At 50.5% G+C, this 24,721-nt stretch carries 33 protein-coding genes; 20 read left to right on the top strand and 13 right to left on the bottom strand.

The features are described 5' to 3' along the window. Together P2G88_RS18715 and P2G88_RS18720 are read right to left on the bottom strand one after the other, a co-directional pair. Positions 1-897: an acyltransferase gene (locus P2G88_RS18715; protein ID WP_275798906.1), complete on the bottom strand. Its 897-nt coding sequence runs from the start codon at positions 895-897 to the stop codon at positions 1-3. 3 nt (positions 898-900) lie between these two features. Continuing rightward, a complete protein-coding gene (locus P2G88_RS18720; protein WP_275798910.1) occupies positions 901-1,779 on the bottom strand; it encodes an acyltransferase in 879 nt (292 codons plus the stop codon). 81 nt (positions 1,780-1,860) lie between these two features. On the opposite strand from P2G88_RS18720, the gene proB reads away from it, so the two are divergent. Further along, entirely contained in the window at positions 1,861-2,982 is a 1,122-nt protein-coding gene (proB, locus tag P2G88_RS18725) for a glutamate 5-kinase (protein WP_275798913.1), read from the top strand. Here the strand turns inward: proB and P2G88_RS18730 are convergent. Further along, a complete protein-coding gene (locus P2G88_RS18730; protein WP_275798916.1) occupies positions 2,975-4,177 on the bottom strand; it encodes an Nramp family divalent metal transporter in 1,203 nt (400 codons plus the stop codon). The two genes, proB and P2G88_RS18730, sit on opposite strands and share 8 nt — an antisense overlap. A gap of 84 nt (positions 4,178-4,261) precedes the next feature. Beyond that, positions 4,262-4,429 (bottom strand): hypothetical protein, encoded by a 168-nt coding sequence (locus P2G88_RS18735; protein WP_275798919.1) that lies wholly within the window; start codon positions 4,427-4,429, stop codon positions 4,262-4,264. Positions 4,430-4,709: 280 nt separating this feature from the next. Here P2G88_RS18735 and P2G88_RS18740 point away from each other — a divergent pair, with 280 nt between their 5' ends. Further along, complete coding sequence (locus tag P2G88_RS18740) at positions 4,710-5,507, top strand: transporter substrate-binding domain-containing protein (protein WP_275798922.1); 798 nt, start codon at positions 4,710-4,712, stop codon at positions 5,505-5,507. On the opposite strand, the gene P2G88_RS18745 is transcribed toward P2G88_RS18740, so the two are convergent. From P2G88_RS18745 to P2G88_RS18760, 4 genes are all read right to left on the bottom strand, one after another. Then, the gene (locus P2G88_RS18745; protein WP_275798924.1) at positions 5,504-5,929 is read right to left on the bottom strand and encodes a YqaA family protein; all 426 of its coding nucleotides are present in this window, start codon (positions 5,927-5,929) and stop codon (positions 5,504-5,506) included. The genes P2G88_RS18740 and P2G88_RS18745 overlap by 4 nt on opposite strands. Beyond that, positions 5,929-6,627 carry a gamma-glutamyl-gamma-aminobutyrate hydrolase family protein gene (locus tag P2G88_RS18750; protein WP_275798927.1) on the bottom strand — a complete coding sequence of 233 codons (699 nt, stop codon included), beginning with the start codon at positions 6,625-6,627 and terminating at the stop codon, positions 5,929-5,931. Before P2G88_RS18750 ends, P2G88_RS18745 begins: the two co-directional genes overlap by 1 nt. Beyond that, positions 6,585-7,577 carry an amidoligase family protein gene (locus P2G88_RS18755; protein ID WP_275798930.1) on the bottom strand — a complete coding sequence of 331 codons (993 nt, stop codon included), beginning with the start codon at positions 7,575-7,577 and terminating at the stop codon, positions 6,585-6,587. Before P2G88_RS18755 ends, P2G88_RS18750 begins: the two co-directional genes overlap by 43 nt. Positions 7,578-7,645: 68 nt before the next feature. After that, positions 7,646-8,551: a sensor domain-containing diguanylate cyclase gene (locus P2G88_RS18760; protein WP_275798933.1), complete on the bottom strand. Its 906-nt coding sequence runs from the start codon at positions 8,549-8,551 to the stop codon at positions 7,646-7,648. 127 nt (positions 8,552-8,678) lie between these two features. On the opposite strand from P2G88_RS18760, the gene P2G88_RS18765 reads away from it, so the two are divergent. The 4 genes from P2G88_RS18765 (at position 8,679) to rplI (ending at position 10,814) form a co-directional block, all read left to right on the top strand. Beyond that, on the top strand, positions 8,679-9,560 hold the full coding sequence (locus P2G88_RS18765) for a DMT family transporter (protein ID WP_345798889.1): 882 nt from the start codon (positions 8,679-8,681) through the stop codon (positions 9,558-9,560). Positions 9,561-9,718: 158 nt separating this feature from the next. Then, on the top strand, positions 9,719-10,087 hold the full coding sequence (gene rpsF, locus P2G88_RS18770) for a 30S ribosomal protein S6 (RefSeq protein WP_275798936.1): 369 nt from the start codon (positions 9,719-9,721) through the stop codon (positions 10,085-10,087). Between the two features lie 19 nt (positions 10,088-10,106). Beyond that, positions 10,107-10,334, top strand: coding sequence for a 30S ribosomal protein S18 (rpsR, locus tag P2G88_RS18775; protein ID WP_275798939.1), 228 nt, complete (start codon positions 10,107-10,109; stop codon positions 10,332-10,334). A gap of 27 nt (positions 10,335-10,361) precedes the next feature. Next, positions 10,362-10,814: a 50S ribosomal protein L9 gene (gene rplI, locus P2G88_RS18780; RefSeq protein WP_275798942.1), complete on the top strand. Its 453-nt coding sequence runs from the start codon at positions 10,362-10,364 to the stop codon at positions 10,812-10,814. Positions 10,815-11,183: 369 nt separating this feature from the next. Here the strand turns inward: rplI and P2G88_RS18785 are convergent, their stop codons facing one another. Next, complete coding sequence (locus tag P2G88_RS18785) at positions 11,184-11,702, bottom strand: DUF2244 domain-containing protein (protein ID WP_275798946.1); 519 nt, start codon at positions 11,700-11,702, stop codon at positions 11,184-11,186. Between the two features lie 67 nt (positions 11,703-11,769). Between P2G88_RS18785 and P2G88_RS18790 the strand changes: the two genes are divergently transcribed. Beyond that, positions 11,770-12,183, top strand: a complete 414-nt coding sequence (locus tag P2G88_RS18790; RefSeq protein WP_275798949.1) for an ACT domain-containing protein — start codon at positions 11,770-11,772, stop codon at positions 12,181-12,183. On the opposite strand, the gene P2G88_RS18795 is transcribed toward P2G88_RS18790, so the two are convergent. Then, on the bottom strand, positions 12,180-13,868 hold the full coding sequence (locus tag P2G88_RS18795) for an NAD-dependent malic enzyme (protein WP_275798952.1): 1,689 nt from the start codon (positions 13,866-13,868) through the stop codon (positions 12,180-12,182). The genes P2G88_RS18790 and P2G88_RS18795 overlap by 4 nt on opposite strands. A gap of 281 nt (positions 13,869-14,149) precedes the next feature. Between P2G88_RS18795 and P2G88_RS18800 the strand changes: the two genes are divergently transcribed. From P2G88_RS18800 to dnaB, 4 genes are all read left to right on the top strand, one after another. After that, on the top strand, positions 14,150-14,704 hold the full coding sequence (locus P2G88_RS18800; protein WP_275799034.1) for an RNA polymerase sigma factor: 555 nt from the start codon (positions 14,150-14,152) through the stop codon (positions 14,702-14,704). Next, a complete protein-coding gene (locus tag P2G88_RS18805) occupies positions 14,691-15,179 on the top strand; it encodes a hypothetical protein (protein ID WP_275798954.1) in 489 nt (162 codons plus the stop codon). The genes P2G88_RS18800 and P2G88_RS18805 overlap by 14 nt, the downstream gene beginning before the upstream one ends. 18 nt (positions 15,180-15,197) lie before the next feature. Continuing rightward, the gene (locus tag P2G88_RS18810; RefSeq protein WP_275798958.1) at positions 15,198-16,145 is read left to right on the top strand and encodes a DUF4097 family beta strand repeat-containing protein; all 948 of its coding nucleotides are present in this window, start codon (positions 15,198-15,200) and stop codon (positions 16,143-16,145) included. A gap of 125 nt (positions 16,146-16,270) precedes the next feature. Beyond that, entirely contained in the window at positions 16,271-17,662 is a 1,392-nt protein-coding gene (gene dnaB, locus P2G88_RS18815) for a replicative DNA helicase (protein ID WP_275798960.1), read from the top strand. A gap of 69 nt (positions 17,663-17,731) precedes the next feature. On the opposite strand, the gene P2G88_RS18820 is transcribed toward dnaB, so the two are convergent. From P2G88_RS18820 to P2G88_RS18830, 3 genes are all read right to left on the bottom strand, one after another. Continuing rightward, complete coding sequence (locus tag P2G88_RS18820; RefSeq protein ID WP_275798962.1) at positions 17,732-18,760, bottom strand: OmpA family protein; 1,029 nt, start codon at positions 18,758-18,760, stop codon at positions 17,732-17,734. A gap of 212 nt (positions 18,761-18,972) precedes the next feature. After that, positions 18,973-19,443: a chemotaxis protein CheX gene (locus P2G88_RS18825; RefSeq protein WP_275798964.1), complete on the bottom strand. Its 471-nt coding sequence runs from the start codon at positions 19,441-19,443 to the stop codon at positions 18,973-18,975. A gap of 116 nt (positions 19,444-19,559) precedes the next feature. After that, positions 19,560-19,994, bottom strand: coding sequence for a transcriptional repressor (locus P2G88_RS18830; protein WP_275798966.1), 435 nt, complete (start codon positions 19,992-19,994; stop codon positions 19,560-19,562). Positions 19,995-20,151: 157 nt separating this feature from the next. On the opposite strand from P2G88_RS18830, the gene dusA reads away from it, so the two are divergent. The 9 genes from dusA (at position 20,152) to P2G88_RS18875 (ending at position 24,710) form a co-directional block, all read left to right on the top strand. Continuing rightward, on the top strand, positions 20,152-21,180 hold the full coding sequence (gene dusA / locus P2G88_RS18835; RefSeq protein ID WP_275798969.1) for a tRNA dihydrouridine(20/20a) synthase DusA: 1,029 nt from the start codon (positions 20,152-20,154) through the stop codon (positions 21,178-21,180). A 182-nt stretch (positions 21,181-21,362) separates the two neighbouring features. Continuing rightward, positions 21,363-21,623 carry a hypothetical protein gene (locus P2G88_RS18840; protein ID WP_275798972.1) on the top strand — a complete coding sequence of 87 codons (261 nt, stop codon included), beginning with the start codon at positions 21,363-21,365 and terminating at the stop codon, positions 21,621-21,623. Positions 21,624-21,628: 5 nt separating this feature from the next. Beyond that, positions 21,629-21,760 carry a hypothetical protein gene (locus P2G88_RS18845; RefSeq protein WP_275798974.1) on the top strand — a complete coding sequence of 44 codons (132 nt, stop codon included), beginning with the start codon at positions 21,629-21,631 and terminating at the stop codon, positions 21,758-21,760. A gap of 336 nt (positions 21,761-22,096) precedes the next feature. Next, positions 22,097-22,363: a hypothetical protein gene (locus tag P2G88_RS18850; RefSeq protein WP_275798977.1), complete on the top strand. Its 267-nt coding sequence runs from the start codon at positions 22,097-22,099 to the stop codon at positions 22,361-22,363. Beyond that, positions 22,360-22,503, top strand: a complete 144-nt coding sequence (locus P2G88_RS18855) for a hypothetical protein (RefSeq protein ID WP_275798980.1) — start codon at positions 22,360-22,362, stop codon at positions 22,501-22,503. The genes P2G88_RS18850 and P2G88_RS18855 overlap by 4 nt, the downstream gene beginning before the upstream one ends. Before the next feature lie 346 nt (positions 22,504-22,849). Continuing rightward, positions 22,850-23,527: a phage shock protein PspA gene (gene pspA, locus P2G88_RS18860; RefSeq protein ID WP_275798983.1), complete on the top strand. Its 678-nt coding sequence runs from the start codon at positions 22,850-22,852 to the stop codon at positions 23,525-23,527. Positions 23,528-23,604: 77 nt separating this feature from the next. Beyond that, the gene (locus tag P2G88_RS18865; protein WP_275798986.1) at positions 23,605-23,805 is read left to right on the top strand and encodes a PspC domain-containing protein; all 201 of its coding nucleotides are present in this window, start codon (positions 23,605-23,607) and stop codon (positions 23,803-23,805) included. Positions 23,806-23,813: 8 nt separating this feature from the next. Beyond that, positions 23,814-24,146, top strand: a complete 333-nt coding sequence (locus P2G88_RS18870; protein ID WP_275798989.1) for a hypothetical protein — start codon at positions 23,814-23,816, stop codon at positions 24,144-24,146. Positions 24,147-24,269: 123 nt separating this feature from the next. Beyond that, positions 24,270-24,710 (top strand): copper chaperone PCu(A)C, encoded by a 441-nt coding sequence (locus P2G88_RS18875; protein ID WP_275798992.1) that lies wholly within the window; start codon positions 24,270-24,272, stop codon positions 24,708-24,710. Positions 24,711-24,721: the final 11 nt, after the last annotated feature.

The raw sequence follows: 24,721 nt of genomic DNA on the forward strand, positions 1-24,721 counted from the left end.
TTATTTGGCCTCCATCAAGCGGCGGATGTAATTGTCCTTATGCGCCCACAACTGATTAACCCATTGCTGAAAGCGTTCGCGAAAGCTTTCGTCTGCATGGTAGTCACCGATCAGCTCTTGCTGCACCGGCAGGACCCGGGCATGCAGGACTACTTTGGTCAGACGGCCGCTTAATACATCCAGCATCACATGCTCGCGGTTGTGGGGGTAAAGCAGGGTCATATCGATAATGTCAGAAAACAGATTGCCCATGGTCGCTAAGGTAAAAGCCACGCCGCCGGCTTTGGGTTTAAGCAAGTACTGATAGGGACTGCTGTGTTTAGCGTGCTTTTGCTCGGTATAGCGGGTGCCCTCGACAAAATTAATCACCGACGTGGGGATAGTGCGAAACTTCTCACAAGAGCGCTTGGTGGTCTCGATATCTTTACCGCGCAGGTGCGGATTTCTGGCCAAAAATTCGGCACTGTAACGGCGCATAAAGGGCATATCCAGGGCCCAGGCACCGAGGCCCACAAAGGGCATCCAAATCAGCTCCTGTTTGATAAAAAACTTGGTGGCCGGAATGCGTCCACCGGCAAAACGCATCAGCAGAATGATATCCAGCCAGCTGATGTGATTGGCCATCATCAGATACCAGCCATCTTGTTTGAGTTCGCCCTCGACCTGGTAGTCCCATTCCACCCGGTTGAAGATATTGATCAGACTGACGCTACAAAAAGCGAAGGCCCCCATAAAGAAGTTCAGCAGTTGGTTAAACATGCGGGTCAGCGGGGGGAAAGGTAAAAGCAGTTTGGGTATCCCCATCAGGATAATCAATGTTCCCCAAAGCGCCAGGTTAAGAATTTGCAGTATCACATGCAGCGGAAACTGAATAAAAACAGGCAGAAAGTTCAACATCGGTTAACGGCTCATACTCAGTTGGGAAAGGGTTTGATCTTTTAGCTGCCAGCGTTCATTCAGCCATTGCTGGAAGGCTTCGCGTTGTTTGGCATCTTCAAAATAATTACCGGGCAACAGGTTGTCCAGCGACATAATACTGATGCGGACCTGGACTTCCTTTACCTTGCCACAGACAAAATCCCAAAAGGTAGGGACGCCTTGAGGATAGTGAATGGTCACATCCAAGAGTTTGTGCAGCTTGTCACCCATAGCGCCAAGGACAAAAGCGACACCACCCGCTTTGGGCGTGAGCAGGTGCTTAAATGGCATGCCCTGGGCTTTCTGCTTGGCCGGTGTTCTGCGGGTGCCTTCAACAAAATTCATAATGCTGACCGGCTTGTGGCGAAACTTCTCGCAAGCTTTACGGGTGGTTTCCAGATCTTTGCCTTTGAGATGGGGCTTCTTTTCCAGAAATGCGCGTTTGTAGCGGCGCATAAAGGGGAAATCCAAAGCCCACCAGGCCAAGCCCAGAAAGGGTACCCAAATCAGTTCTTTCTTTAGGAAAAACTTCAAAAACGGGATTTTGCCGCTAAAAATGCGCTGTAATACCAGAATATCAACCCAGGACTGATGGTTGGCGATGATCAGATACCAATCTTTGCGGGACAATTGTTCCAGGCCAATGACATCCCATTTGGTGTGCCCCGTCAGATTCTGATTGATGGTATTTACCCGCACCCAGGCCGAGGCACAGCCGTCCAAACCGTGAGTTAACAGGGTTCGCCAGGCTCTGATGGGGATCAGCTTAAGCACCGAAAAAATCATAATGGGTACAAACCACACAAAGGTGTTCACGGCATACCCGAGAATGGACAACACACCAATCAGATTTCGTAGCATTTCTATTGCCTTGGAATAAACAAGGGACGTATTTTATGTGCAGCTTATCAAATAGACAAAACTTATGCGGAAATCTCAGTTATGAGTGATGAACAGGTGTCAGTGCAACAGAAATTCAATTGGCAGCGGGCGGTGATCAAAGTGGGTAGCGCCCTGATTGCTCCTGATGGCAAAGATTGTCGCACCGAACACCTGTTGTCTTTGGCGCAGTTTATCAACCATAGCCGCGCTAAGGGCAGGGAAGTGATCCTGGTATCTTCCGGGGCGGTTGCCGCGGGCCGTAGCGCCATGCCACTGCCGGGTAAAAGCACAATGGCACAAAAGCAGGCCATGGCGGCGGTAGGCCAGACCCGGATGATGGCGAATTGGGCCAGGCTGTTTGATTTTCCTACCGCACAGTTATTGATGACCCATGGTGATATTCGCGATCGCGACCGCTATCTCAATATCAAAAATACCGTGCGTGAACTGCTTACCTTTCACATTCTGCCGATTATCAATGAGAACGATACGGTGGCCACCGACGAACTCAAGTTCGGCGACAATGACAATCTGGCGGCGCTGGTAGCGCTGGTGGCCGAAGCGGATACCTTGTTTATCTGTACCGACGTGGATGGCCTCTATGATGCCGATCCCAGAAGAACCCCTGACGCCAAGCTCTTTGCGGAAGTGAGTGAAATCACCCCGCAAATTATGCAATTGGGCGGCGGCAGCGGCAGCAGTGTGGGTACTGGTGGCATGCAAACCAAGTTGCAGGCAGCGAAAAAGGCCGCGGCGAATGGGATTCAAACGCTGATTGTTAACGGTCACAAGGCCTCAGCCTTTGAACTGCTGGGCAAAGATATCGTGCCTGGCACCCGCTTCTTACCCAAGCAGTCGCGCAGCCGGGCCAAGAAAGAATGGTTACGTCATAGCCTCAAAGCCAAAGGCAAAATTTGGGTGGATAAAGGTGCCTGTGATGCCTTGTTGAATAAAGGCGCTTCGTTGTTGCCGGTGGGCGTAGTCAAAACTCAGGGCCAGTTCAGTGCCGGCGATGCGGTGGAAATCTGGTTCCAGGAGGCGCCCATTGCCACCGGTCTCAGTCTCTACGATGCCCCCGAGCTTGAAAAAATCAGTGGCAAAAAAAGCGCTGAGCTTGAGGGGATCCTCGGCTTTGCCGCCCATGAAGTGGTGGTGCACCGCGACGATCTGGTGATTATCTGACGAAAACTGTCCATAGCTTGTAGCCGCTTAGGGCAGTCAGTCCCAGCAGCACAAAGGACACCACAGCATTAAAGGCTCGCCCATTGACCCACTGTCCGAGCATGTCTCTTTGGTTCATTAACCACAGCAGATATGCGGCGATGATAGGCAATAACAATCCATTGGCGGCCTGCGCAAAAAGAATCAGCAATAATGGGCTGGTACCCATCATGGCGGTGCCCATGCCAAACAGCAGGATGCAGATCCACACCAAGCGGAATCCCGGTGCCGTTAATTGGCTGGACCAACCCAACATGCCGCATACTGCAAAGGCGCCGGCCAGCGGCGCCGTGATGGCGCTGGTCAAGCCTGCTGCAAAAAGTCCTAAGGCAAAGAACTGCCCGGAGAGGTCGCCAAGTAATGGCGCTAGTTGATCGGCGATATTGGCCGCATTGATACTACCGCCCGTTGCACCATAAAAAGCCACGCTCGCTGTGGCGAGGATAGCAAGGGTAATCAGTCCACCCAAGCCAATTGACAGACCCGCATCCAGTCTGGCCTGACGCAGTGCTTCTCGCTCTGCACCTGGCTTGGCTTGCTGCTTTGCCATCAGACTGGCATGCAGGAACAGGTTGTAGGGGACGATGGTGGTGCCAAACAGAGCCAAGACGGTGGTCAGTGAGCCTTCTGGTAAACTGGGACGGACTAATCCTTGCCACAATGCCTGCCAATCGGGCCCTGCCACAAACAAGGTGGTCACAAACACCAGGCTCATCAGCCCCACCAACCCAATCAGTGCGCGTTCAAGCCATTGCTGACGCCCTTGCCACAGCAATACGCCGGCCGCACCCCCTAAGACGGGGATCCAGGTGGTTGGCGGTAATGCGGTTAGATGGCTAAGCCCCATGGCAGCGCCGGTCAGATTGCCGGCTTGATAGGCCGCGCTGCCGATGCCGATGGCAGCAACCACCAAGAATACACTCAGCCATTTTGCCAATGGGGCCTGAATTCCTTCGCGAAGAGACTCAGCCAGACCCTGCCCACGAATAAGGCCAAGGCGAACGGCCATTTCCTGCAAAACAATGGTGGCTAGTACTGAAAACAGCAAAGCCCAGATAAGGCTGTAGCCAAAACGTGCGCCGGCCAAGCTGGCGGTGGTGATGGTTCCGGGCCCGATAAAGGCCGCGGTAACCAGAAGTCCGGGTCCCCAACGCATTGATATCTCATTGCTTTCTCGCTACAAGGTACAAGAGCATACCAGTAGTGATGGGGAATCAAAGGTTTTATTGAACAGACACGCCTAGAACAATGAGTCGCCCATACGCAGCGGTCTTTTCTTGAAGCTTGCCTCAGCCTTGGTGGCGGGCCGCTGGTTGCGAGAGTGGCGGGTATTTTTACCCGTATCTTCCCTTAATGCATAGAGTAAAAGCACAAATACGATAAGGAACAGTACTGAGATGACTAGCATGTTTTAAATCCTTTAACTTCTGCTGTGTTGGTTAACGCGGCACTAGTCTATTAGCGCCGAAAAAATTTGGTGTGAAAGTATAGTGAATTTTTTTTGAATCGTTAGGTTATTTTTAGTTTTTTGCCAAGATCAGCCGATTGAAAGCTGTAATATTCGCCGAAATGCTCAGACAAGCAGCAAGGTGAGAGTAGGTCATCAAACTGCAATTGTGTTAGTCCTCCTTGTGGTTTAGCGATATGCTGTTATTTGATAGCCGTGTGATGAAGGATTTCTTGCTTACATGCCGGTATTTAGAGCCGCCGATACTGTTTCTGCTGTTTTCACTGTTAGCCTGAAAACCCTTTTGCTGCTTTATTTTTTATTGCAGTCAGCAGTTGCCGAACCACTGATGGTGGCCTTTGGCCTAAGCCGCCCACCTTATGTGGATGAGCAAACCGGGGATGGCATCAGTCCCGCTTTATTTAAGGAAGTGGCAAACCGTCTCGGTTGGCAGTTTGATATGACCTATGTTTCCAACGGTCGTATGGAAAAATTGCTGCTCTCGGGGAATGTCGATATTGCCGTGGAAATGCCCCCCGGACACCTGGGCTTATATTATTCAAAGCCATTTGTGGCTTACCACAACTTTGCGATTCATCGCGATAATCCCGGTTTCACCCTGAGTAACATTGATGAACTGCAGGGCTACAGTATTTGTGCCTGGCAGCAAGCCAGTCAGCATTTGGGTAATGCCCAACAGATGTCCTTAAAGAAAGACTATTTCGAATATGCAGTGCAAAAGCAGCAGGTGGCTGACTGGGTCAGCGGCAAGTGTGATGTCATTTTAATTGATGACGCGTTGCTGGAATGGCACCTTAAATCATTTTCGTTTGCCTGGGGTGAAGGGCAGTTGGGACTTAACCGCAAACGCTGGGGCAAGGTGTTACTCCCCGTCACTAACAATCCGTTGTGGTTTTATGTTGGCTTTCGTGAGCAAAAGCTTCGGGACGACTTTGACACAGTTTTCGACGAATTGGTTGCTAAAGGGGAGTATGAGCGTGTCAGAACTCATTATATCAATACGTTAAGGACTAACTAGAATGACACTGAGGCTGAGATCCCCAGGATCACCAGATAGCGTATCCCTTTACCAAAGCCGACCAAAATCAGGAAAGGAACTATCCTGACCTTCATTACCCCGGCAATAAAAGTCAAAGCATCACCGCCTATAGGCAGCCAGGAAAACAGTAAGCTCCAAATCCCGTATTTCTGAAACCAGCGCTGGGCGGATTCCAACTGTTTGTCTTTGAAGTAGAACCAGCGCCTATCTTTAAAATGCAGCAGATATTTACCCAGCACCCAGTTGACCACGGCGCCTAAAGTGTTGCCCAGGGTCGCGACCAATACCAGCAGCCAACCCGGTTCCCCTTGTTTAGCCAGGGCAAACAAAAACACTTCGGAATAAAAGGGTAAAAAGGTGGCGGCCAAAAAGGACGCGCCAAACAATAGCAGGTAATCCATTAGCGTTGATGTCGCTCTCTGGCCTTATCTACCACCCACTTAAACAGATGGCGCTGGCCTTGCAGGTAAATAAGGTACTCAGGGTGCCACTGTACGCCTATCACTGGCAAGTCAGCGTGTTCAACTGCTTGGATAAAATGATCAAGATCATGGGCACTGACTTGAAACCCATCGCCGCTTTTATCCACGGCCTGATGGTGCAGGCTGTTGACCATGGCTTTTTGTTTACCTAACAGTTTGCCGATCAGGCTTTGCTCTCGTACCAGCGCCGTCTTGCGCGGCAGGATAGTGCCAATATTGGAAGTGCGCTGGCGCATCGGACGGATATCCTGATGCAGTTTGCCACCAAAAAACACATTGAGTAACTGATAGCCGCGGCAAATCCCCAGCATCGGCAAGTGTTTGTCGACGGCGTGTTGGATATATTCCAGCTCAAGGGCATCTCTGGCCTCATCGTACTCGCCTATTGGTACAATTTCCCCTTCGTACAGGGATGGATGAATATCATCGCCACCGCTGATAATCAGGCCATCCAGCCATTCCACTGGTAAGGCATGGCGCACGCTGATGCGCCTGGCATGGCCACCAGCCAGGTACACCGCCAGCCTGATAAAATGCCAGGAAGGTGAGAAGCGCCTGGCGTTACCCGTTACGCCTATAACAGGCCGGTATAGAGACGATCGAGATCTTGATGCCATGGGGGAGTTCCCAAGGGGATACCTGCCTGAAATTCTTGCCACTGGTCAATCAGGCCTGAGCGTGTTTCCTCCGAGTCGGCTAAATATTCCACCAGGCACCAGATATTCCAGCTTTGGTTCAGATGCCAACCGGTTTTTTCTATCTCACAGTTGGGTAGGCGGTAATGAAAGGTAGGCCGTGCCTTAATCCGAGGGTCAGGGAGTGCTTCAACTATTTTTTGTTCATTCATGAATTTAAACAGCGGCAGCATATCCAGAGCACGGTTGCGAGTTGGGTTATGCGCAAGGTAATCATCAATCAATTGCTCGAGGCTGACTGCATCTGAATAATCCATTACCTGACGAAGATAACTGCTTGGATACTTGTCAATGTAAGGTGTTAAGCGACGCACCAGATCCACATTATGGATATCGATCAGCCAATCCTGTGCCAAGCCGTAAGCCTGCAAATAAGCGGCCAGGGTCTCAGGCTCCTGATTCGGAATCTCAGGGTTGATATGTACACCAAAGGCATAGTGGGGAGCATCGCGGGTACCCACCGCACCGGACCGTCGCATGGCTTCTACCATAGCGTCTAACTGCTGCAACTGATCCATGGGTATCGGGGGGCATACCACTTCCAGAGGTACAATTTCCTGTGCCACCTTAGTCAACCACCTCATCCACTGATCATCTTCCTCTTCACCCTCTTCCTTGCGTGCTTGTGCGCGCTCTTTGGCGATGCGTTTGCCAAATTGCCAGTCGAGCTCTAACTGGAACTCACCCAAATCGGTGTGCACAGTACATTCGGCTTCGGTTTTGAATTCAACCTTTCCTTGTAGACTTTTGGCCACAATTTGCGCTGTTTGATGCAGCGATAAACCGGCAAACTCCAATTCAAACCCGACCCGTCGCATGTCACCTTGATGGTTTTTGCAGCGGCTGGGCTGAACATATTTAATTTCACTCATCGATATCCTTAGTGCGTTCTCGTCAGCAATTTCGAAAGAGGAAAGTTTGAGTACAGACCTTAACGCACTCAGGCCGGCATGCCAAAGGCAACAACCCGATTACGTCCTGATTCTTTGGCATGGTAAAGCGCCTCATCCGCCTCTAGGTAAAGCTGTTCAAAATTTGCCTCATCCTTTACGGTGGTAATACCAATGGATGTCGTGAGCTCAAACTGCCCTTTTTCATAGATGATGGCTTGCGCGCTCACAGCCTCACATAGTCGCTGGGCAATTTCCATTGCTTGTTCATGACCGGTGTTGCCCAAGAAAACGGCGAATTCCTCACCGCCGATGCGCCCGAAGATATCGTATTGACGTAAGGTTTCACGAATGGTTTTGGACACGCTTTTCAACGCTTCATCACCGACTTGATGACCGTAGTTATCATTGACCTGTTTAAAATGATCCAGATCCAAAAGCAATAAGCTGACCGGCTGTTGTTCACGCCGACAACGGCTCAGTTCCGAAGCGACTGAATCTACGAAGCAGCGTCGATTTGCAATCCCCGTAAGTGGGTCTGTAAGCGCCATTTTTTGCAATTGGTTTTCAAGTAACTTTTGCTTGGTGATGTCTTTAGCTTGCACCAGTAAATCACCTTGGTTACCTACTTGTTCTGAAAACAAATACCAGCGGCCATCCTCCATATCCACTTCAAACAACCTAAAGGGCCGGCTTCGGCGTCTGGAGTGGGCATAAGACAACCAAGAATCGATATCATCGGCGTCAATTTTGATACCGTACTTTTGCTGATGTGCCAGTCGGATCACGTCATCGAAGCTCAGTCCTTGGTAGTCCGCGGGAATACAAAATATTTGCCTGAAGGCATCATTTGCATAAAGCAAACTGTCATCTGCACAATAAATAGCGTATCCATCCTGACTTTGGTGAACGAAAACCAGCAACTGCTCTGCGATGGACTCTGTGGAGCTGATCATAAATAACTCCGAAATTAGAGTTTCAAGCATAGCCAAAATATCAAGAATAAGAATCAGCCCGATCTGGTGTTTATGCCGGTTAGCCAGTACCCTAGCGCCCCCAAAATGTTGCCAGGAGAAGACGCTTGTGATTGGAGAGATTGCTGCCTTAAGTACTGCCTGCTGCTGGGCAGTGGCCGCCCGCCTATTCCGCCAATTGGGCGCCAGTTTTTCACCTTTGGCCCTGAATTTCTGGAAAGGGGTCGCTGCGATCATCATTTTATTGCCTCTGACCTGGTACCTGCCGCCAGCAGTAGAACTGAATCAAACGCAAATGATGTGGCTTTTGGTCAGTGGTGCTATCGGCATCGGCTTGGGTGATACCTTCTTTTTTCAAGCGCTGAATAAAATCGGCGATAGCCAATCCATCCTGATTGCCGAAACCCTGGCGCCTATATTTACTGCATTGCTGGCCATGGCCTGGATTGCCGAATGGCTGACCTGGCAGCAATGGACCGGAATTGCGCTGGTTATCTTTGCAGTGGATATGGTCATCAAGCTGCATAAGAAGCAGATTGACCGGCCCTTTGAATTGTCGGGTTTTGTGTATGCAGGTCTTGCCGCTTTATGCCAGGCCGTGGGGGCGGTGATCAGCCGCGATATTCTTACCAGCACCGGTATCGACCCGGCCAATGCCAGTCAGCTGCGCCTGGTGGGGGGGATGGCCATTATTGTGGTATTGATGGTGCTTGGCCGTCAGCGCTGGTTGCCAAAAACTCACGATGCTGTGCATACCTGGCGTTTGTTCGCGCTGGCCACCATTATCGGCACCTTTGCTGCGCTTTATCTGCAAATGCTGGCCTTTACCCATACCAAGGCGGCGGTGGTACAAACCCTGTTTGCCACCAGTGTGATCTTGTCGTTACTGGTAGCCAAGGTGCTGGGCGAAAAAGTCAGTGGCCAGTCCTGGCTTTGGTCTGGAGTGGCGCTTTTAGGGGTTGGCATGCTGGTAGGTGCGGAGCATCTTTGATGGCGCGCCGAATATCCCGGCACTGGGCGCATTTTCTCCTTGTTTAAGGCGCGCGCTTTATATACAATGCGCGCCCTCAATCAGCCTGAATAACTGAGTTCCTTGTCTTAAGCAGCACCGGGCTGAGCTGCAAGAGGCTACAACCGTAAGGAGCGACAATGCGTCATTACGAAATCATTTTTATGGTTCACCCGGACCAAAGTGAGCAGGTTCCTGGTATGATCGAACGTTATACCGGAATCATCAAAGCCGATGGTGGACAAATTCACCGCCTGGAAGACTGGGGCCGTCGTCAACTGGCTTACCCCATCGAGAAGCTGCATAAAGCACACTACGTGCTGATCAATGCTGAAGCTTCTGCCAAGGCTATCGACGAGCTGGAAACAGCTTTCCGTTACAACGACATAGTTCTGCGTAACCTGATCATGCGCACCAAGCACGCTGTGACTGAGCCATCTCCAATGGCCAAAGAAGAGCGTCGTGAAAGGCGTGAAGAGCGCCCAGCATTCGATGCTGCCGCAGAATAACAGATTAGGAGACTAGACAATGGCTCGTTTTTTCAGACGTCGTAAATACTGCCGTTTCTCTGCCGAAGGCATTGAGCAGATCGATTACAAAGACACCGGCCTGCTGAAGAACTACATTACCGAAAGCGGTAAGATCGTTCCTAGCCGTATTACTGGCACCAGTGCCAAGTATCAGCGTCAGCTGTCCAGCGCCATCAAGCGTTCACGCTTCCTGGCTCTGCTGCCTTACACTGATTCTCACAAGTAACCCTTGGCGTAAATAGAGGTAGCAAAGATGGAAATCATTCTACTAGACAAGATCGCCAACCTGGGCGGCTTGGGTGACAAGGTCACTGTAAAATCAGGTTATGCTCGTAACTTCCTGTTCCCTCAGAGCAAGGCTGTGCCTGCTACTAAGGCCAACATTGAGAAGTTCGAACAGCGTCGCGCCGAACTGGAAGCCAAGCTGGCTGACCAACTGGCTGCCGCCGAAGCCCGCGCTGCCAAGGTTGCCGAGCTGGCCACTGTTACTATCGCTGCCCCTGCTGGTGACGAAGGTAAACTGTTTGGTTCAGTGGGTACTCGTGATATCGCCGATGCACTGACTGCTGCTGGCGTAGAAGTTGCCAAATCCGAAGTAAAACTGCCTCACGGCACCCTGCGTGAGTGTGGCGAGTTCGAAGTGGATCTGCAACTGCACTCCGACGTACACGCAACCGTTATGGTTAAGATCATCGCCGAAGCTTAATTGCTGTTGGATTGATGTTCTGAAAAAAACCGCCTTCGGGCGGTTTTTTTATGTCCAGGGATGGACGGTATGCCGAAGCTGCCAGGAGCGTTGCTTCGGCGATGGTGGGCTTCCTGCCCGCCACCCTTCGGGCCGTCGTGGTGCCTCCGACGTTGCTTTGCTCCAGGCAAACCTTTTATGTCCAGGGATGGACGGGCAGATGGTTGCGTCCTGCACAAACTGCACTTCCGCCTTCCATGGCGGTCGTATGTCGAAACTGTCCGGAACGTTGATTATTCAACACATCCGTGTGGCTCACTTGCTTTGCAAGCCAGCTAAAGCTGTTGATGCTTGCTCCGCGCAAGCATGCTCAGCGATGGCGGGGCGATATTAATCAAAAACATCCAGAGACCGGATCTTATGCTGGCCACCCAGTCGGCAGGGTAAGTCTAATCTTTGCAGTAGCGCGATTAACTCCTGGTTGTCAGCCTTATTCAATCGTTCGCCAATGGCAATCCGTTGATAGCCGTCATCCAGAAAAATGCTATCCGGACTGAGTGAATGTCTGGCTTTATTAATTCTGAACAAACAGGCTTCTCGCACAAAGCGCCAACGTCTTTCCAGCCGGTTTCTGCCCCACTGAACTTCTATGCTGTCTTCATCAATCAGTAGCTTTTGTTTGCTGTAGGTATGCGAACACACATGATGAGCCAGCAACCACAATAGTCCCACTTCCAAGCCGGCAAACGGCAACACCAGATAAGCGCCAAGAAAAGTCCAGGCCAAAGCAATAGAGAGGCAAACAAAACCCAAAAAGGCGACCAGCCACTTGGTCTGACGCCAGGTGGCAGAGCGGTTGGGTATCAGACTGATCTCTATCAGATTATGGTTGCGACTCAGGGTTACCATGCTGCGCTAGTTACAGATATGATATTTTTCTTATAGCAGTGAATTGTGTTTTTGGACCATTAATAAGATGCAAGGTGAATCGAATCTCAACCAGTTAATTGCCAACATGCAGCCGGTGCTGAAAGAACCGGTATTTGTGTTTGTTACTTTGCCTAAAGGCCAATCCTGGCGTGCGGATGTTCATCCGAAGATGGTGTTTATGGAGGAAGAAGGCACAACCCTGATTGTTGAGCGTGAAGTGGCAGAAGCACAACGCTGGGACTATGCATTTCCGTGCAGAATGATCACTTTGAATATCCATTCTTCATTAGAGGCGGTGGGCTTTTTAGCCAGGATCACTGCGGTGCTGGCCAGGCTTGAGATGGGCGTAAATCCGGTTTCGGCTTTTTATCATGATCATCTCTTTGTGCCAGAAGATAGGGCCGATGAAGCGGTAACGGCACTGCAGCAACTGTCGCTACAGTGCCGACTAAAAGATTAGAGGCTGGCGCGACGATACTGGCGATATTCCGGGGTCCAGAAATTGGACTCGATCTTGGCCTGTAGCATCTCATCGCTCATTTCCAAAGCCAGCCCTTGTTGCTGGGCCACCTTGCCTACTTCGAAGGCGATCTTCTTGCTTAAGGTGGCAAGCTCGGTCAACGGCGGTAGCAATGAGCCTTCACCCTTATTGGCCAAAGGGGAAGCCGCCGCAAGAGTGCTGCTGGCGGTCATCAACATCTCATCAGAAATCAATCGAGCCTTGGTGGCCAGCACGCCTAAGCCGATCCCCGGGAAAATATAGCTGTTGTTACATTGGGCGATGGCGTAGGTTTTACCGTTGTATTGCACTGGGTCAAAGGGACTGCCAGTGGCGATAATGACCTTGCCTTCTGTCCACTCAATAACTTTCTCCGGTCGCGCTTCAATCTGTTTGGACGGGTTACTCAATGGGAAGATAATCGGCAGGGCGCAATTTTGTTTCATGGCACGAATGACCTGCTCGGTGAAAAGCCCGGCTTGGCCAGATACCCCAATTAAGATATCCGGCTTGGCGCAGTGCACCACATCCAAAAGCGATGGATATTCACCGCTGAAGCTCCACTGGGCGAGTGCTTGCTTGGATTGACACAGGGCTTGTTGGAAATCACGCAGTCCCTCCATGCCCTCGGTCAGCAGACCGTATCTATCCACCATAAAGATTTGTGAGCGGGCCTGGCTGTCTTCCAACCCTTCGGCGCGCATCTGACGAATCACCTGTTCGGCAATACCACAGCCGGCAGAGCCTGCCCCAACAAAGGCCACCTTAAGTTCTGAGAGTTTCTTACCTTTAGTGCGACAAGCGGCCAGTAGGGTGCCCACAGTGACCACCGCGGTGCCTTGGATGTCATCGTTGAAGCAGCAAACTTTGTTGCGATAACGATTAAGCAATGGCATGGCGTTTTGCTGGGCAAAGTCCTCAAACTGGATCATGGCATCGGGCCAGCGGCGTTGCACGGCGCGGATAAAATCTTCCACGAAGGCGTCATATTCTTCCTGACTGATGCGCTTATGACGGGCGCCCATATACATAGGATCGGCCAACAGTTTTTCATTGTTGGTACCCACATCCAGCATCACCGGCAAAGTGTAGGCTGGGCTGATGCCGCCACAGGCGGTATAGAGGGAGAGTTTACCGATGGGAATACCCATTCCACCGATGCCCTGATCGCCCAGACCCAAAATGCGTTCACCATCGGTGACGACGATGACTTTCACCTTACGCTTGGTGGCATTGTGCAGAATATCGTCCATATGCTCACGCTCGGCATAGGAGATAAATAAGCCTCGGGAACTGCGATAAATATCGGAAAACTGCTCGCAAGCATCCCCTACGGTGGGGGTATAGATAATCGGCATCATCTCTTCCAGATGATCCTGCAACAAGCGGTAGAACAGGGTTTCGTTGTTATCCTGTATGGCACGCAGGTAAATATGCTTGTTCAGAGGCGTATCGAAACTGGAATACTGCATGTAGGCACGGCTGACCTGCTCTTCGATGGTCTCGTAACGGGGCGGCAACAAACCGTTCAGGTTGAACGCTTTGCGCTCCTGCGCACTAAAAGCACTGCCTTTATTCAGCAATGGAGTTTCCAACAAAGAAGGACCGGCGTATGGGATATAAAGGGGACGCTTGTTGTTGTTCATTTCGTCAATCCAAATCAGCATTGGGCTTTATTTTGCCGCGGATCATCCCCCATTCGCTGCCGGATTACCAGTTACGGCTCGTTGGACCAGCTGGATGATGCCCATATTTTTAAACCATAGCCCACAATGTGAACGACAAAGCTATCAGGACGGGCAGGGCAATGGTGATGGCGTAAATATAAAAATATTTTTTGCCTCTTTAAACCTTGCCCCGCTACCCTACGACTAATCTCATAACAACGACATTAACCGGGACCTAAGTGTTGAATTCACAAGGAGAATTGATTGAGGCCAGTGACCAGTTCGCACAGCGGGCAACACTGACCTTAGTCGAATCCGCCAAGCGGGGCGACCGTCAGGCGTATCAACAGCTTTATCAGCAGCATGTGGGCAAGGTGTATTCCTTATGTCTGCGGCTGACAGGTGACCGGGCGTTGGCAGAGGATGCCACTCAGGAGGTGTTTTTGCAGCTGTGGCGCAAGCTGGATAACTATCGTGGCGATAGCAAGTTCAGCACCTGGCTGCACTCGGTGACCTCCCATGTGTGTATCTCCTATTTGCGTAAGCAGAAAGGTTGGATAAAGCGAATGTTCAATATTGAAGACACCGAAGCCATGTATGAAGTGGCAGAGGCGTCTACCTCAGAGGTGGATCTGGATGCCTATATCCGGCGTTTACCTGAACGTGCCAGAGTGGTGTTTGTGTTGCACGCCGTAGAGGGCTACCGACACGAAGATATTGCCGATATGACGGGGATGGCCGTGGGCTCGAGCAAAGCCCAATTCCATCGTGCCAAGCACTTGTTGCAGGAGTGGATGGGTTATGAAGAACACTGAGTTTGAAAAAGCATTGGCCGTGCAACTTGAGCAATTGCCCCGGGAGCAGCAGCCCGAGCGTGACTTATGGCCCGGTATCGAACATGCGCTCAATCGCCAAAGCCATGCGCCCCTGGAGCCTACAAAGCGAAATGGACAATATTGGGGGATGGCGGCAGCGGTAGCCATGGTGGGGATGCTTAGTTGGTTTGGGGTGCAGCAGATAGGCCCAGATCAAGATGATTTGGCGGCCAGGTTAAGCGCCCAGCACCAAGCACAAAAACAGGCCTTGCTGGCTAAATTCACTGACCAGCCAGCCCTGACAGAGAACTGGCAGCAGCAACTGAAAGAACTGGATGACGCAGCAATGGCCATACGCAAGGCTCTGGAAAATGACCCAGACAATATGGCGATGCTGCAAATGTTGCAGCAAGTGTATCAACAACAGATTGACCTGATTGAGAAGGTCCATGCCCCTAAGTGGCAACAAATTTAACCTGTGATGGGGAAGACGATGAATAAAGTATTGTTAGTAGTAGGTCTGTCCATGACCGGATTCCTGGCTTTGGCAGGCGAACGGGTTGACCAGACGCTGGATATGAAACTGCCTGGCAGGGTGAGTATTGAGCATCAGTCAGGACATGCCCGGATCCATGGCTGGGACAAGCCGCAGGTTCAGGTTGTGGGTGAGTTGGATGACAGGGCTGATGGACTGGAATTTATCGGCAAAGAAAATGAAGTGCGCATCCGGGTGAAAATGCCTAAAAGTAACTGGGGTAGCTGGGGCAATGACAAGGGCGATGACCTGGATATTTATGTGCCCAGAGAAAGCTTTGTTGAGTATCAATCGGTTAATGCCCAGCTGAAAATCAGTGATGTGAAGGGCGGTACCGATCTGTCAACGGTTAATGGCGATATCAATATGGCTGATCTGGCCGGACGTATTCACGCCGATGCCGTAAACGGTGACCTGCGCAGCGAACGCTTAAATGGTGATATCCGTCTGGAAACGGTCAATGGCGATATACATGATAGCGATTCTCAAGGCGAAGAGATCCGTTACGAATCGGTAAATGGTGATATCCATGCCAACTCCTCCATCAGCAAGATCGGTGTGGAAACCGTTAACGGTGATGCCGAATTCAAGTTTGCCAGAGTGGAGAAACTAATACTGCAAACTGTAAGCGGTGATGCCGAAGTGCAACTGCAATTGTCTGACAATGGTGAAGTGGATATTGGCTCGGTCAGTGGTAGTGTGGACCTGCTGTTTGAAGGTGAGGTATCTGCCACTTTCGATCTGGAGAGCCATGCCGGCGGTAACTTCCGCAATAAATTGACCGCGGATAAACCCAGCCAGGCAAAATATGGCCCAGCCCGCTGGCTGAAGTTCTCCACCGGGACGGGCACTGCCAGAGTTGAAGCCTCCACTGTCAGCGGACGTGTCACCCTCGACAAACGCTGAGTCCTCTAGAGCCTGCCCTTGGTGGCAGGCTTTTTTATGGCAGCTCCCTTACCCAATTTGCTTCAATCCAAGGCCTGGATCGCGCATAATGATCGCCGAATCCGTTTTGTTATTTTTGGTGCCTGGTGAAAGCAGTTTCCCCTAAAGAGCGTGACCCTAAAGTCGAAAAGCTGAAGATCCCGCCTCATTCTATCGAGGCAGAGCAATCTGTCATCGGCAGTATGCTGATCGCCCCCGATTGCTGGGACAAAGTAGCTGAGATCCTGATTGAGCAGGATTTTTATAATCGCGCCCACCAGACCATCTTTCGCGCCATTATCCGTTTGCTTTCCAACAGCCAGCCAGTGGATCTCATCACCGTGTCAGATCAACTGGAGCAACAGGAAGAACTGGAACAAGCCGGTGGCTTTGCTTATCTGGGCGAGTTAGCCAAAAATACGCCCAGCGCCGCCAACGTGGTGGCTTATGCGCAAATTATCAAAGAGCGCGCGGTATTGCGCGAGCTGATTGGGGTTGCCCATGAGATAGCTGATACCGGCTATAACCCCGAAGGCCGAAATAGCGGCGAAGTGCTGGATCTGGCCGAAAGCAAAGTCTTTGAAATTGCCGAGAAGCGCACTTCCAACAATGAAGGGCCGCAGAATGTGGAGTCGGTACTGACCCACACCATCGACCGCTTGGAAGCCCTGATCAAAACCAACAAGGAAGTAACAGGTGTCACCACCGGTTATAAGGATCTGGACAAGAAAACCAGTGGTTTACAGCCTTCCGACTTGATCATTGTCGCGGCCCGTCCGTCCATGGGGAAAACCACCTTCGCCATGAACCTTTGTGAAAACGCCATGATGGCCGAAGAAAAGCCGGTATTGGTCTTCAGCCTGGAGATGCCGGCGGAACAGATCATGATGAGGATGCTGGCATCCTTGAGCCGGGTCGATCAGACCCGCATCCGTACCGCACAACTGGATGATGAAGATTGGGCGCGCATCTCCAATACCATGGCCATGCTCAAAGACAAGGACAACCTCTTTATTGACGATTCCTCCGGTCTGACGCCAATGGAAGTGCGCACCAGGGCGCGTAAGCTGGCCCGTGAGCGTGGCGGCCTGTCGATGATCATGGTCGACTACCTGCAATTAATGCAGGTACCGGCGTTAAGCGACAACCGTACCTTGGAAATTGCCGAAATTTCCCGCTCTTTGAAGGCCCTGGCTAAAGAACTGCAAGTGCCGGTAGTGGCACTGTCGCAGTTGAACCGAAGCTTGGAACAGCGCGCTGACAAACGTCCGGTTAACTCAGACTTGAGGGAATCAGGCTCTATCGAGCAGGACGCCGACTTGATCATGTTTATTTACCGTGATGAGGTCTATCACGAAAGCAGTCAGGACAAGGGCATCGCCGAGATCATTATCGGCAAGCAGCGTAACGGCCCAATCGGTACCGTACGTCTGACCTTTCAGGGACAATATTCGCGCTTTGACAATTATGCCGGTCCGGCCATCGCTGACGAATACTAATCTGCTTCTGCTCCCCGATTTCGGAAATAGAAAAGGCGCCGTAAGGCGCCTTTGTCTTGCTGAATAACCTTATTTGGTTACTTTGCTCTTTTCCATGGCTGTCACGTTGGCGTGAATGCGACGGTTTTTGGCATGAGCCTGAGCGTTGTCGGCTTTATCCAAAGGACGGCTTTCACCGAAGCCAACCGCTTTCAAGCGCTCAGCAGCAATACCGTAGCGGCTGATCAGCAGTGAACGTACAGCATTGGCACGCTTTTCAGACAATTGCTGATTGTAAGCATCGCTGCCTACCAACGAGGTGTGTCCTTCGATAGTCGCCTGTGTGTTAGGGAAACGACGCATAAAGTCGACGAATTCTTTGACCTTGGCCGAGTCTGGGTTAGTGACCACATAGCTGTCATTAGCAAACAGAATATCCAGGGCAATCTCGACCTGCTTCTCAGTGAAGATGCTGCAGCCTACATTGTCTACTTTGTCTTGTCTTGGCGTATTCGGGCAACGATCCTGAGCATCCACGACGCCGTCCAGATCAGAATCAACTGGCATCACCGGAGCTGGTGCTGCGGTCACCGGTGCCGGTGCAGATTTGGCTCCAAAGGTGTAGGCCACGCCCAGTTTAAAGCCGTAGTCATTCAACTCCTGACCGAAATCGTAGTAGCCGGCCACTTCAGTGATCAGCTTCCAACGAGGCGCCAACGTCCAGTGGTGGCCCATACCCAGGTTGGCCAGACGATAGCTGTCACCCAGGTTTTCGTGTTTTACACCGGCAAAAACATAAGAAGCATTGCCATTGATAAAGTACAGTGCATCAACACCGATGCGATCGCCTGACTCATCTTCGAAGCCGGTACGGGCATTGATGTCCAGATGTGACCATTCGATACGGGTAGCCCAATTAGGAGACAGTCTGAAACCCACTTCAGCACCGTAGCCAAAGCCATCTTCCAAACCGCCTACTGGCAATGGTTTGTCAAAATCAACATTGTAGTATTCAGCAAACCCGGCAACCCAGCCTTCATTTTCTTGTGAGTCGGCAGCCAGAACAGGAGCGTATCCCAGGCCTAAGCCCAATGCGCAGCACAGTGCGATCTTTTTCATTGTCAGTCCTTAGTGTTGAGTGATGCATTTTTCCCCAAGCTAATTACAAGACATGCGCAGAAATTCCCGAACTGTTGCCAGACCGGAAGGTTTTACTGCTTGAATATCTTGTCAGAAGCGACTGTCAGCCCAGAGTGGGACTCACATTTTGGGGATTGGTCAAAATTTGGCGCGCAGCATACTGTAATACGCGATACTGCGCCAGAGGGGGCTCACTCTATTTTATCAAAGCAGATTTCCAGATGGACACTGCCTACATCACTTTTAAAGGGCAGAATAATTTTCGGACCATCTACTTTATGTGTAATGGTATGTTGTTTACCACTGACTACGATGGGGGTGGCCATATCAAAGTCAAAGCCTTTGCTGCCCAATTCCAGTTTGGCGCCGCCTGTCACCATATTCGTGATCTCGCCCACCATATCGGTGACTTCAGCATTTATTTTCGGCGGCCGCTCACCCAGCATTCGGTGCATGATTTCAAGGGCCAATGCTTCGTCAAAGCTGATGGAGAAAGAGCCCTTTACTTGTGGCCCCACCATACCAATTAATCCCGAAACATCGCCATGCGCCACTTCACCGGCCTTCTTCGACGGCTTGCCGGGCGAAAGCTTAGTTTGCGCCATGGTGTCCAAAACATTCAGCAACGAGCTGATAAACGGATTGATAAATTCAACATTCATGGTGTTTTTAGTGTTTCTCAGTGGCCCTTCGCCAATAACTATGGCTAAAGACGCATCAAGTGTCTAGCTCAACTGAGCGCTAAGTTGAGAATAAATCTAATAAAAGTTGCTGTTTTTTAGTTCTGGCAGGCCGCACAGATACCATGGGCTTCAATGGTTTGCTTGGAGACTTTGAAGCCATGCTCTTTTGCCTGCCGGTCCAATGTTTCTTTGAGGCCCTCTGATTGGATTTCCTGCACTTCACCGCAGCGGTCGCAAATTAAGAATTGTACCGGATGATTACAACCAAAGTGGTGACAAGCGATAAAGGCGTTACTGGATTCCAGTCGGTGTACCAGACCAAACTCCAATAAGAAGTCCAAGGTGCGATAGACGGTCGCTGGCTTGGCCGAATTTTCGGTCTCTTTGAGGTTGTCGAGCAACTCATAGGCTCCGGTTGCGCCTTGTTTTTGTAACAGCAACTCATACACCTTTTCCCTCAGGTGAGTGAATCTTGCCCCTTGGCTTTCACAGTGGTGGCGGGCCTTTTCGACTAATGCTTGTTGCTTCATGCGGTGTTGGTCACTGGTTATCTTAATCTGAGTTTATCATAGGCGTGGCGCGGCAACAGCCCAGCCGTTACGGTTGCTCAGGATGGTCGTCAGCGATGCTTGTTTACTGTATAATCCGCGACCTTCTTATTCAAGTGCAGTATATAAAGTGAGCAACATGGTGCAGCAATCCACATCCCATCAGCAAGATCTGGCCAACAGTCGCAGGTTGTCGGTTGCCCCTATGCTCGATTGGACAGACAAGCACTGTCGTTTCTTTTTGCGCCTGTTGAGCCGTCATGCTCTGTTATATACCGAAATGGTGACAACCGGCGCCATCATTTTCGGCAAAGGTGACTATTTGGCTTTTAATGCCGAGGAGCACCCAGTGGCCTTGCAGTTAGGTGGCTCAGACCCTGGCGCTATGGCTGAGTGCGCCGCTCGTGCGCAAGCTTACGGCTACGATGAAGTGAATATCAATGTTGGCTGCCCTTCAGATCGGGTACAAAACGGCCGTTTTGGTGCTTGCTTGATGGCTGAGCCGCAAACCGTGGCTGATTGTATCAAAGCGATGCAGCGTCAGGTCAGTATCCCCGTTACCGTCAAATCCCGTATTGGGATTGACGACATGGATGAATTTGAAGATCTGACTCGATTTGTGCAAGTGGTCGCCGATGCTGGTTGCGACACCTTTATTGTGCATGCTCGCAAGGCCTGGCTTCAGGGCCTCAGTCCAAAGGAAAACCGTGATATTCCGCCGCTCAACTATGAAAGGGTGTATCAGTTGAAGCAACAATTCCCCACGCTGCATATCAGTATCAACGGGGGAATTAAATCATTGCGAGAAACCCAGGCCCATTTGCAACATGTGGACGGGGTGATGATTGGCCGCGAAGTGTATGCCAATCCCTATCTGCTCGCTGAAGCGGACAGTTCTTTGTTTGGTGAAATACTACCGGTGCCGTCCAGACTGGCTGTTGTCGAGAAAATGATCCCCTATATCAATCAGCAAGTGGCCGAAGGTGCCCGCGTCTGGCACGTTGCCCGGCACATGCTTGGCTTATTTCAAGGCCAACCGGGCGGGCGCTTATGGCGTCGCTATTTGAGTGAACAAGGTCCAAGAGCGATCAGCGGGGATCTCTTATATGGAGCGCTTGAGGCCATGCAGGGAGGTCAGAAGCAGCACTTCTTGCAACAGGCTGGTTAATTTCACCAACCCTTTGGCGAAATTAACCACTAGTTATATTGGCATACTATTAGCCTTTACTTCGCGATCAGATATTTCTTATTTAAATTCAATAAAAACAATGACATATAAATTTCTCTGAGGTTGGCACAACTATCGCAATACCTACTGCGACTTAGTTAAAGAGCCAATGGAGAAATGTCATGTTAAAGAAAATTACTATTGCTACTACCCTGTTGTTCGCGGGCACTCTGAGTGCCAACGTTCAAGCCGAACAAGTCAGCCTGAAAGAATATGTCAGCTATATGCTCAAAGCGGCGGTTAGCGTGACTCAACAGGAAATGCAAAAAGGCGTAGAGCAAGCAGTCGTTGAAGCGGGCCAAGCTTTTATTCTGGACTCTGCAAATACCGTAGAGTTGGCAGAGAAAGAAAGCGATGCCGTGATCCTGGCTAAGGCGGAATAGAACTGATGCCTAGTCAAGCAGAACTGCTCAGCCTGTTACTGCTGCCCTTGGTAGCCTTTTTGATCGGCGCCTTGGTGATCACCCTGCTGGAAAAGCAAGTAGCCAAGGCCCAACATCCAATTCGACAAGACGGCTAGCAGTCTTCCAAAGCCGTCTTTTTCCTTTTTTTGTGTCTCGCAAACCAATTCCTTTCTTCTTTGCAAACCTGACTTCATCGTTTAGCGCTTGTTTGCGCCGCAATCCTATTCAAAGTATTTCAACCAATTCGAAACGCTAGTTTGGTGAGTTCCACTATTAGTGTGGTCAAAATCGCTACATGTTGTCCCGGAAATGGGACTGCCCTATTTCCAGGTTATCCACCAACTTTAAAAAAACATATTAAATACAATGGTTTATAGTTTTTGTTCGAGTTGGCACAACAATCGCAATAGTTATCGCGACTTAACCATTAACCTAAGCGTTCGGAGAACATCATGTTTAAGAAAATGACCATTGCCGTTACTTTTGTTGCTGCTAGTAGCTTTATCAATGTTGCACAGGCCCAGGAGCTGCCAAGTCTGAATGAATTGGCCAGTAATCTGCTAAGCGCAGCAGTAACTGCGACCATGGCCGAGATGCAACGTGGTATCGAGGAAACTGTTATCGAAGCCGGTGAAGCCATGTTTGCAGAAGATGCCAATCAAGAACTCACCGCAGCTGATGTTGCTAAGCAGGGGGATAGCGAAGGAAAGGTTGAATGAGTTTTCTACCGAGCCATCTGGAGCTTGCCAGTCTGCTGTTGTTACCTCTGCTGGCGTATATTTTCGGTGCAATGGTGATTTCCTTACTGGAAAAGCAGTTCACCAAAGCTCCTCCTCACTTGCAACAAGACGGTCTGTAATCAATACAACCGTCTTCTTTTTTTTGCCTTCTCCCCGACTTATTTCCTTTTTCCTTGCGCAAATCTTCTATTCAATCGCCTCATTGCCTGGTGGCTTGAATCTTTCCTTGAATGGCCATCATTTTTCTTGTTTGGCTAAATTCGCCAATTTATAGCGATTTCACCCATATCTATGAGTTTCTCAGTAACCCGCTCGCTCAACGGGAGTTGTTGTTTTGGTAAAAAATCAATAAAAACAATGTCTTAATATGGGTTTCTGAGTTGGCACAAGGCTTGAAATGTATTTTGTAACCCAATCGGAATTGTAAAAACCAATTCAAAGTATCAAGCGTGGAGGAATTTAAAGATGGGTATTTTCACAAGAATGAACGACATCGTGCAGGCCAATATCAATGCCATGTTGGACAAGGCCGAAGATCCGCAAAAGATTATCCGGCTGATCGTCCAGGAAATGGAAGAGAGCCTGGTGGAGCTTCGCTCAGTAGCCGCCCGCAATTTGGCGGCCAAGAAAGACATCGAACGCCGTATGCACAACTGTCAAAAGCAGATGAATGACTGGCACGAAAAAGCAGAACTGGCATTGACCCGGGAGCGCGAAGACTTGGCCAGGGCGGCATTGGTGCAAAAAGACCAGCATGCTCAGCAGCATCAAAGGCTGCAACAGGAGCTTGCTCAGTTAGACGAAGCCGTGCAGCAACTGCAGGAAGACAGTGGCAGATTGCAGCAGAAGCTGAAAGAGGCCAAAGCCAAGCAACAGTCATTGATGGTGCGTCAGCAGTCGGCAACAGTGCGTCTGAAAGCCAAGCACCAGCAGGAAGTGCACAATGTTGAAGATGTGATCCAGCGCTTTGAAAGCTATGAGCAGCGCATCGACAACCTGGAAGCCGAGTTGGAAGCCTACGATATGGTTAATAAGCCGTCCAACCTGGCTAGCCAGTTTGCCGAGCTTGAAGGCAATGACAGATTGGATTCAGAGCTTGAAGCACTGAAGAAAAAAGTGTCAAAAGAGAAGAAAGCAGCATAGGGGTATATGCCAGGGACGGCGCATGTTGGGATGCAGAGCTTAGTCGCTGCACATCATATTTATCCGGGAGTAAGTAAATGAGAACGGTATACGACGACAATAGAATTCGCAAAGACGTGCTTCGCAAGAAGATTTCCGGTGTCTGTGCCGGCTTGGCCAGACATTGGGACACGCAGCCCTGGTTGGTAAGACTGGTTGCGCTGTTGTGTTTCTTTAGTTTTCCGATGGTGACGGTGGTTGCCTACGCTGTGATGGCGCTGGTATTGCCCAACCGCTAGGAGGGGATATGTTGCGCAATATTGCAATAGCTGTTTTGCTGGCAAGTTTGTTTATCCTTTGCGTTGACCAGCTATCACTACCCTGGTGGGACATGCAGATCTACTTCGACGACGATCTACTTAGTCCTGTTGCCACCTTGCTGGTCGTGATGGCGGTGGGAGCGTTTTTCGTTGCCATTGGCGTACTGGTGGCGCTGAGCCTGGCCAGTATTGTGTTGATGGTCTTGGCGCTGGTGTTTGGAGCCTTACTGATGGCGGGCATCGGGGCATTTTGGCCATGGCTGTTGATGGCACTGGTGGTCATCTGGCTGGTCAAGGACAAGCGTCATACTGCGCAATAAAGGGCTGTTAGAGCCCCCTTAATGACAGCTGTTGTTTTTAACCTTTCTCAACAAGTTTGGCTTAGTCATTGGCATTAAAGCATTTTTCCTGAATAATTTAGTGATATTCGAAGAGGAGAGCACATGCGAATTCTTGCCTTGATATTGTTGTCTGGCCTGTCTTTTTTCAGTTATGCGGCCACCAAAGTTGAAGGCGCTTGGGTTCGCCTTTTGCCGCCAGGAGTGACCAATACCGCAGGGTATCTCACCATTCACAATGACTCTGATACAGACAAAGTATTAGTGGCTGCCAGCGCTTTGGTGGTGGACAGGGTGGAACTGCATGAGCATGTGTTGGAGCAAGGCATGATGAAAATGACGCAGCGCCAGCGTGTCGATATCCCGGCCGGGCAGCGCGTTAGTTTTCAACCCGGGGGCTTGCATCTGATGATGTTCGGACTAAAAGCCCCGCTCAAGGCCAAGCAATTGGTGCAAATTCAACTTGAGTTTGCTGACGGTGAGCGAATCGAGGTGGATGCGCAGGTCGCGGAAGCGCCGCCTGCTTCAGAGCATCACCATCACTAGTGCAAACGCCA

Source organism: Aliiglaciecola sp. CAU 1673, assembly GCF_029223185.1.
Lineage (GTDB): Bacteria > Pseudomonadota > Gammaproteobacteria > Enterobacterales > Alteromonadaceae > Bowmanella.

What these genes read in the sequence shown, in the direction of transcription:
- pspA (WP_275798983.1), top strand. Translation starts at nt 22,850, where the DNA reads ATGGGTATTTTCACAAGAATGAACGACATCGTGCAGGCCAATATCAAT.
- P2G88_RS18805 (WP_275798954.1), top strand. Translation starts at nt 14,691, where the DNA reads ATGAAGAACACTGAGTTTGAAAAAGCATTGGCCGTGCAACTTGAGCAA.
- P2G88_RS18720 (WP_275798910.1), bottom strand. Translation starts at nt 1,779, where the DNA reads ATGCTACGAAATCTGATTGGTGTGTTGTCCATTCTCGGGTATGCCGTG.
- P2G88_RS18855 (WP_275798980.1), top strand. Translation starts at nt 22,360, where the DNA reads ATGAGTTTTCTACCGAGCCATCTGGAGCTTGCCAGTCTGCTGTTGTTA.
- rpsR (WP_275798939.1), top strand. Translation starts at nt 10,107, where the DNA reads ATGGCTCGTTTTTTCAGACGTCGTAAATACTGCCGTTTCTCTGCCGAA.
- P2G88_RS18790 (WP_275798949.1), top strand. Translation starts at nt 11,770, where the DNA reads ATGCAAGGTGAATCGAATCTCAACCAGTTAATTGCCAACATGCAGCCG.
- P2G88_RS18810 (WP_275798958.1), top strand. Translation starts at nt 15,198, where the DNA reads ATGAATAAAGTATTGTTAGTAGTAGGTCTGTCCATGACCGGATTCCTG.
- P2G88_RS18870 (WP_275798989.1), top strand. Translation starts at nt 23,814, where the DNA reads ATGTTGCGCAATATTGCAATAGCTGTTTTGCTGGCAAGTTTGTTTATC.
- P2G88_RS18865 (WP_275798986.1), top strand. Translation starts at nt 23,605, where the DNA reads ATGAGAACGGTATACGACGACAATAGAATTCGCAAAGACGTGCTTCGC.
- P2G88_RS18850 (WP_275798977.1), top strand. Translation starts at nt 22,097, where the DNA reads ATGTTTAAGAAAATGACCATTGCCGTTACTTTTGTTGCTGCTAGTAGC.
- P2G88_RS18755 (WP_275798930.1), bottom strand. Translation starts at nt 7,577, where the DNA reads ATGAGTGAAATTAAATATGTTCAGCCCAGCCGCTGCAAAAACCATCAA.
- P2G88_RS18735 (WP_275798919.1), bottom strand. Translation starts at nt 4,429, where the DNA reads ATGCTAGTCATCTCAGTACTGTTCCTTATCGTATTTGTGCTTTTACTC.
- P2G88_RS18785 (WP_275798946.1), bottom strand. Translation starts at nt 11,702, where the DNA reads ATGGTAACCCTGAGTCGCAACCATAATCTGATAGAGATCAGTCTGATA.
- P2G88_RS18830 (WP_275798966.1), bottom strand. Translation starts at nt 19,994, where the DNA reads ATGAAGCAACAAGCATTAGTCGAAAAGGCCCGCCACCACTGTGAAAGC.
- P2G88_RS18820 (WP_275798962.1), bottom strand. Translation starts at nt 18,760, where the DNA reads ATGAAAAAGATCGCACTGTGCTGCGCATTGGGCTTAGGCCTGGGATAC.
- rpsF (WP_275798936.1), top strand. Translation starts at nt 9,719, where the DNA reads ATGCGTCATTACGAAATCATTTTTATGGTTCACCCGGACCAAAGTGAG.
- P2G88_RS18750 (WP_275798927.1), bottom strand. Translation starts at nt 6,627, where the DNA reads ATGGCATCAAGATCTCGATCGTCTCTATACCGGCCTGTTATAGGCGTA.
- P2G88_RS18845 (WP_275798974.1), top strand. Translation starts at nt 21,629, where the DNA reads ATGCCTAGTCAAGCAGAACTGCTCAGCCTGTTACTGCTGCCCTTGGTA.
- P2G88_RS18760 (WP_275798933.1), bottom strand. Translation starts at nt 8,551, where the DNA reads ATGATCAGCTCCACAGAGTCCATCGCAGAGCAGTTGCTGGTTTTCGTT.
- P2G88_RS18740 (WP_275798922.1), top strand. Translation starts at nt 4,710, where the DNA reads ATGCCGGTATTTAGAGCCGCCGATACTGTTTCTGCTGTTTTCACTGTT.
- P2G88_RS18840 (WP_275798972.1), top strand. Translation starts at nt 21,363, where the DNA reads ATGTTAAAGAAAATTACTATTGCTACTACCCTGTTGTTCGCGGGCACT.
- proB (WP_275798913.1), top strand. Translation starts at nt 1,861, where the DNA reads ATGAGTGATGAACAGGTGTCAGTGCAACAGAAATTCAATTGGCAGCGG.
- P2G88_RS18745 (WP_275798924.1), bottom strand. Translation starts at nt 5,929, where the DNA reads ATGGATTACCTGCTATTGTTTGGCGCGTCCTTTTTGGCCGCCACCTTT.
- P2G88_RS18730 (WP_275798916.1), bottom strand. Translation starts at nt 4,177, where the DNA reads ATGCGTTGGGGACCCGGACTTCTGGTTACCGCGGCCTTTATCGGGCCC.
- P2G88_RS18875 (WP_275798992.1), top strand. Translation starts at nt 24,270, where the DNA reads ATGCGAATTCTTGCCTTGATATTGTTGTCTGGCCTGTCTTTTTTCAGT.
- rplI (WP_275798942.1), top strand. Translation starts at nt 10,362, where the DNA reads ATGGAAATCATTCTACTAGACAAGATCGCCAACCTGGGCGGCTTGGGT.
- P2G88_RS18825 (WP_275798964.1), bottom strand. Translation starts at nt 19,443, where the DNA reads ATGAATGTTGAATTTATCAATCCGTTTATCAGCTCGTTGCTGAATGTT.
- dusA (WP_275798969.1), top strand. Translation starts at nt 20,152, where the DNA reads ATGGTGCAGCAATCCACATCCCATCAGCAAGATCTGGCCAACAGTCGC.
- P2G88_RS18795 (WP_275798952.1), bottom strand. Translation starts at nt 13,868, where the DNA reads ATGAACAACAACAAGCGTCCCCTTTATATCCCATACGCCGGTCCTTCT.
- P2G88_RS18715 (WP_275798906.1), bottom strand. Translation starts at nt 897, where the DNA reads ATGTTGAACTTTCTGCCTGTTTTTATTCAGTTTCCGCTGCATGTGATA.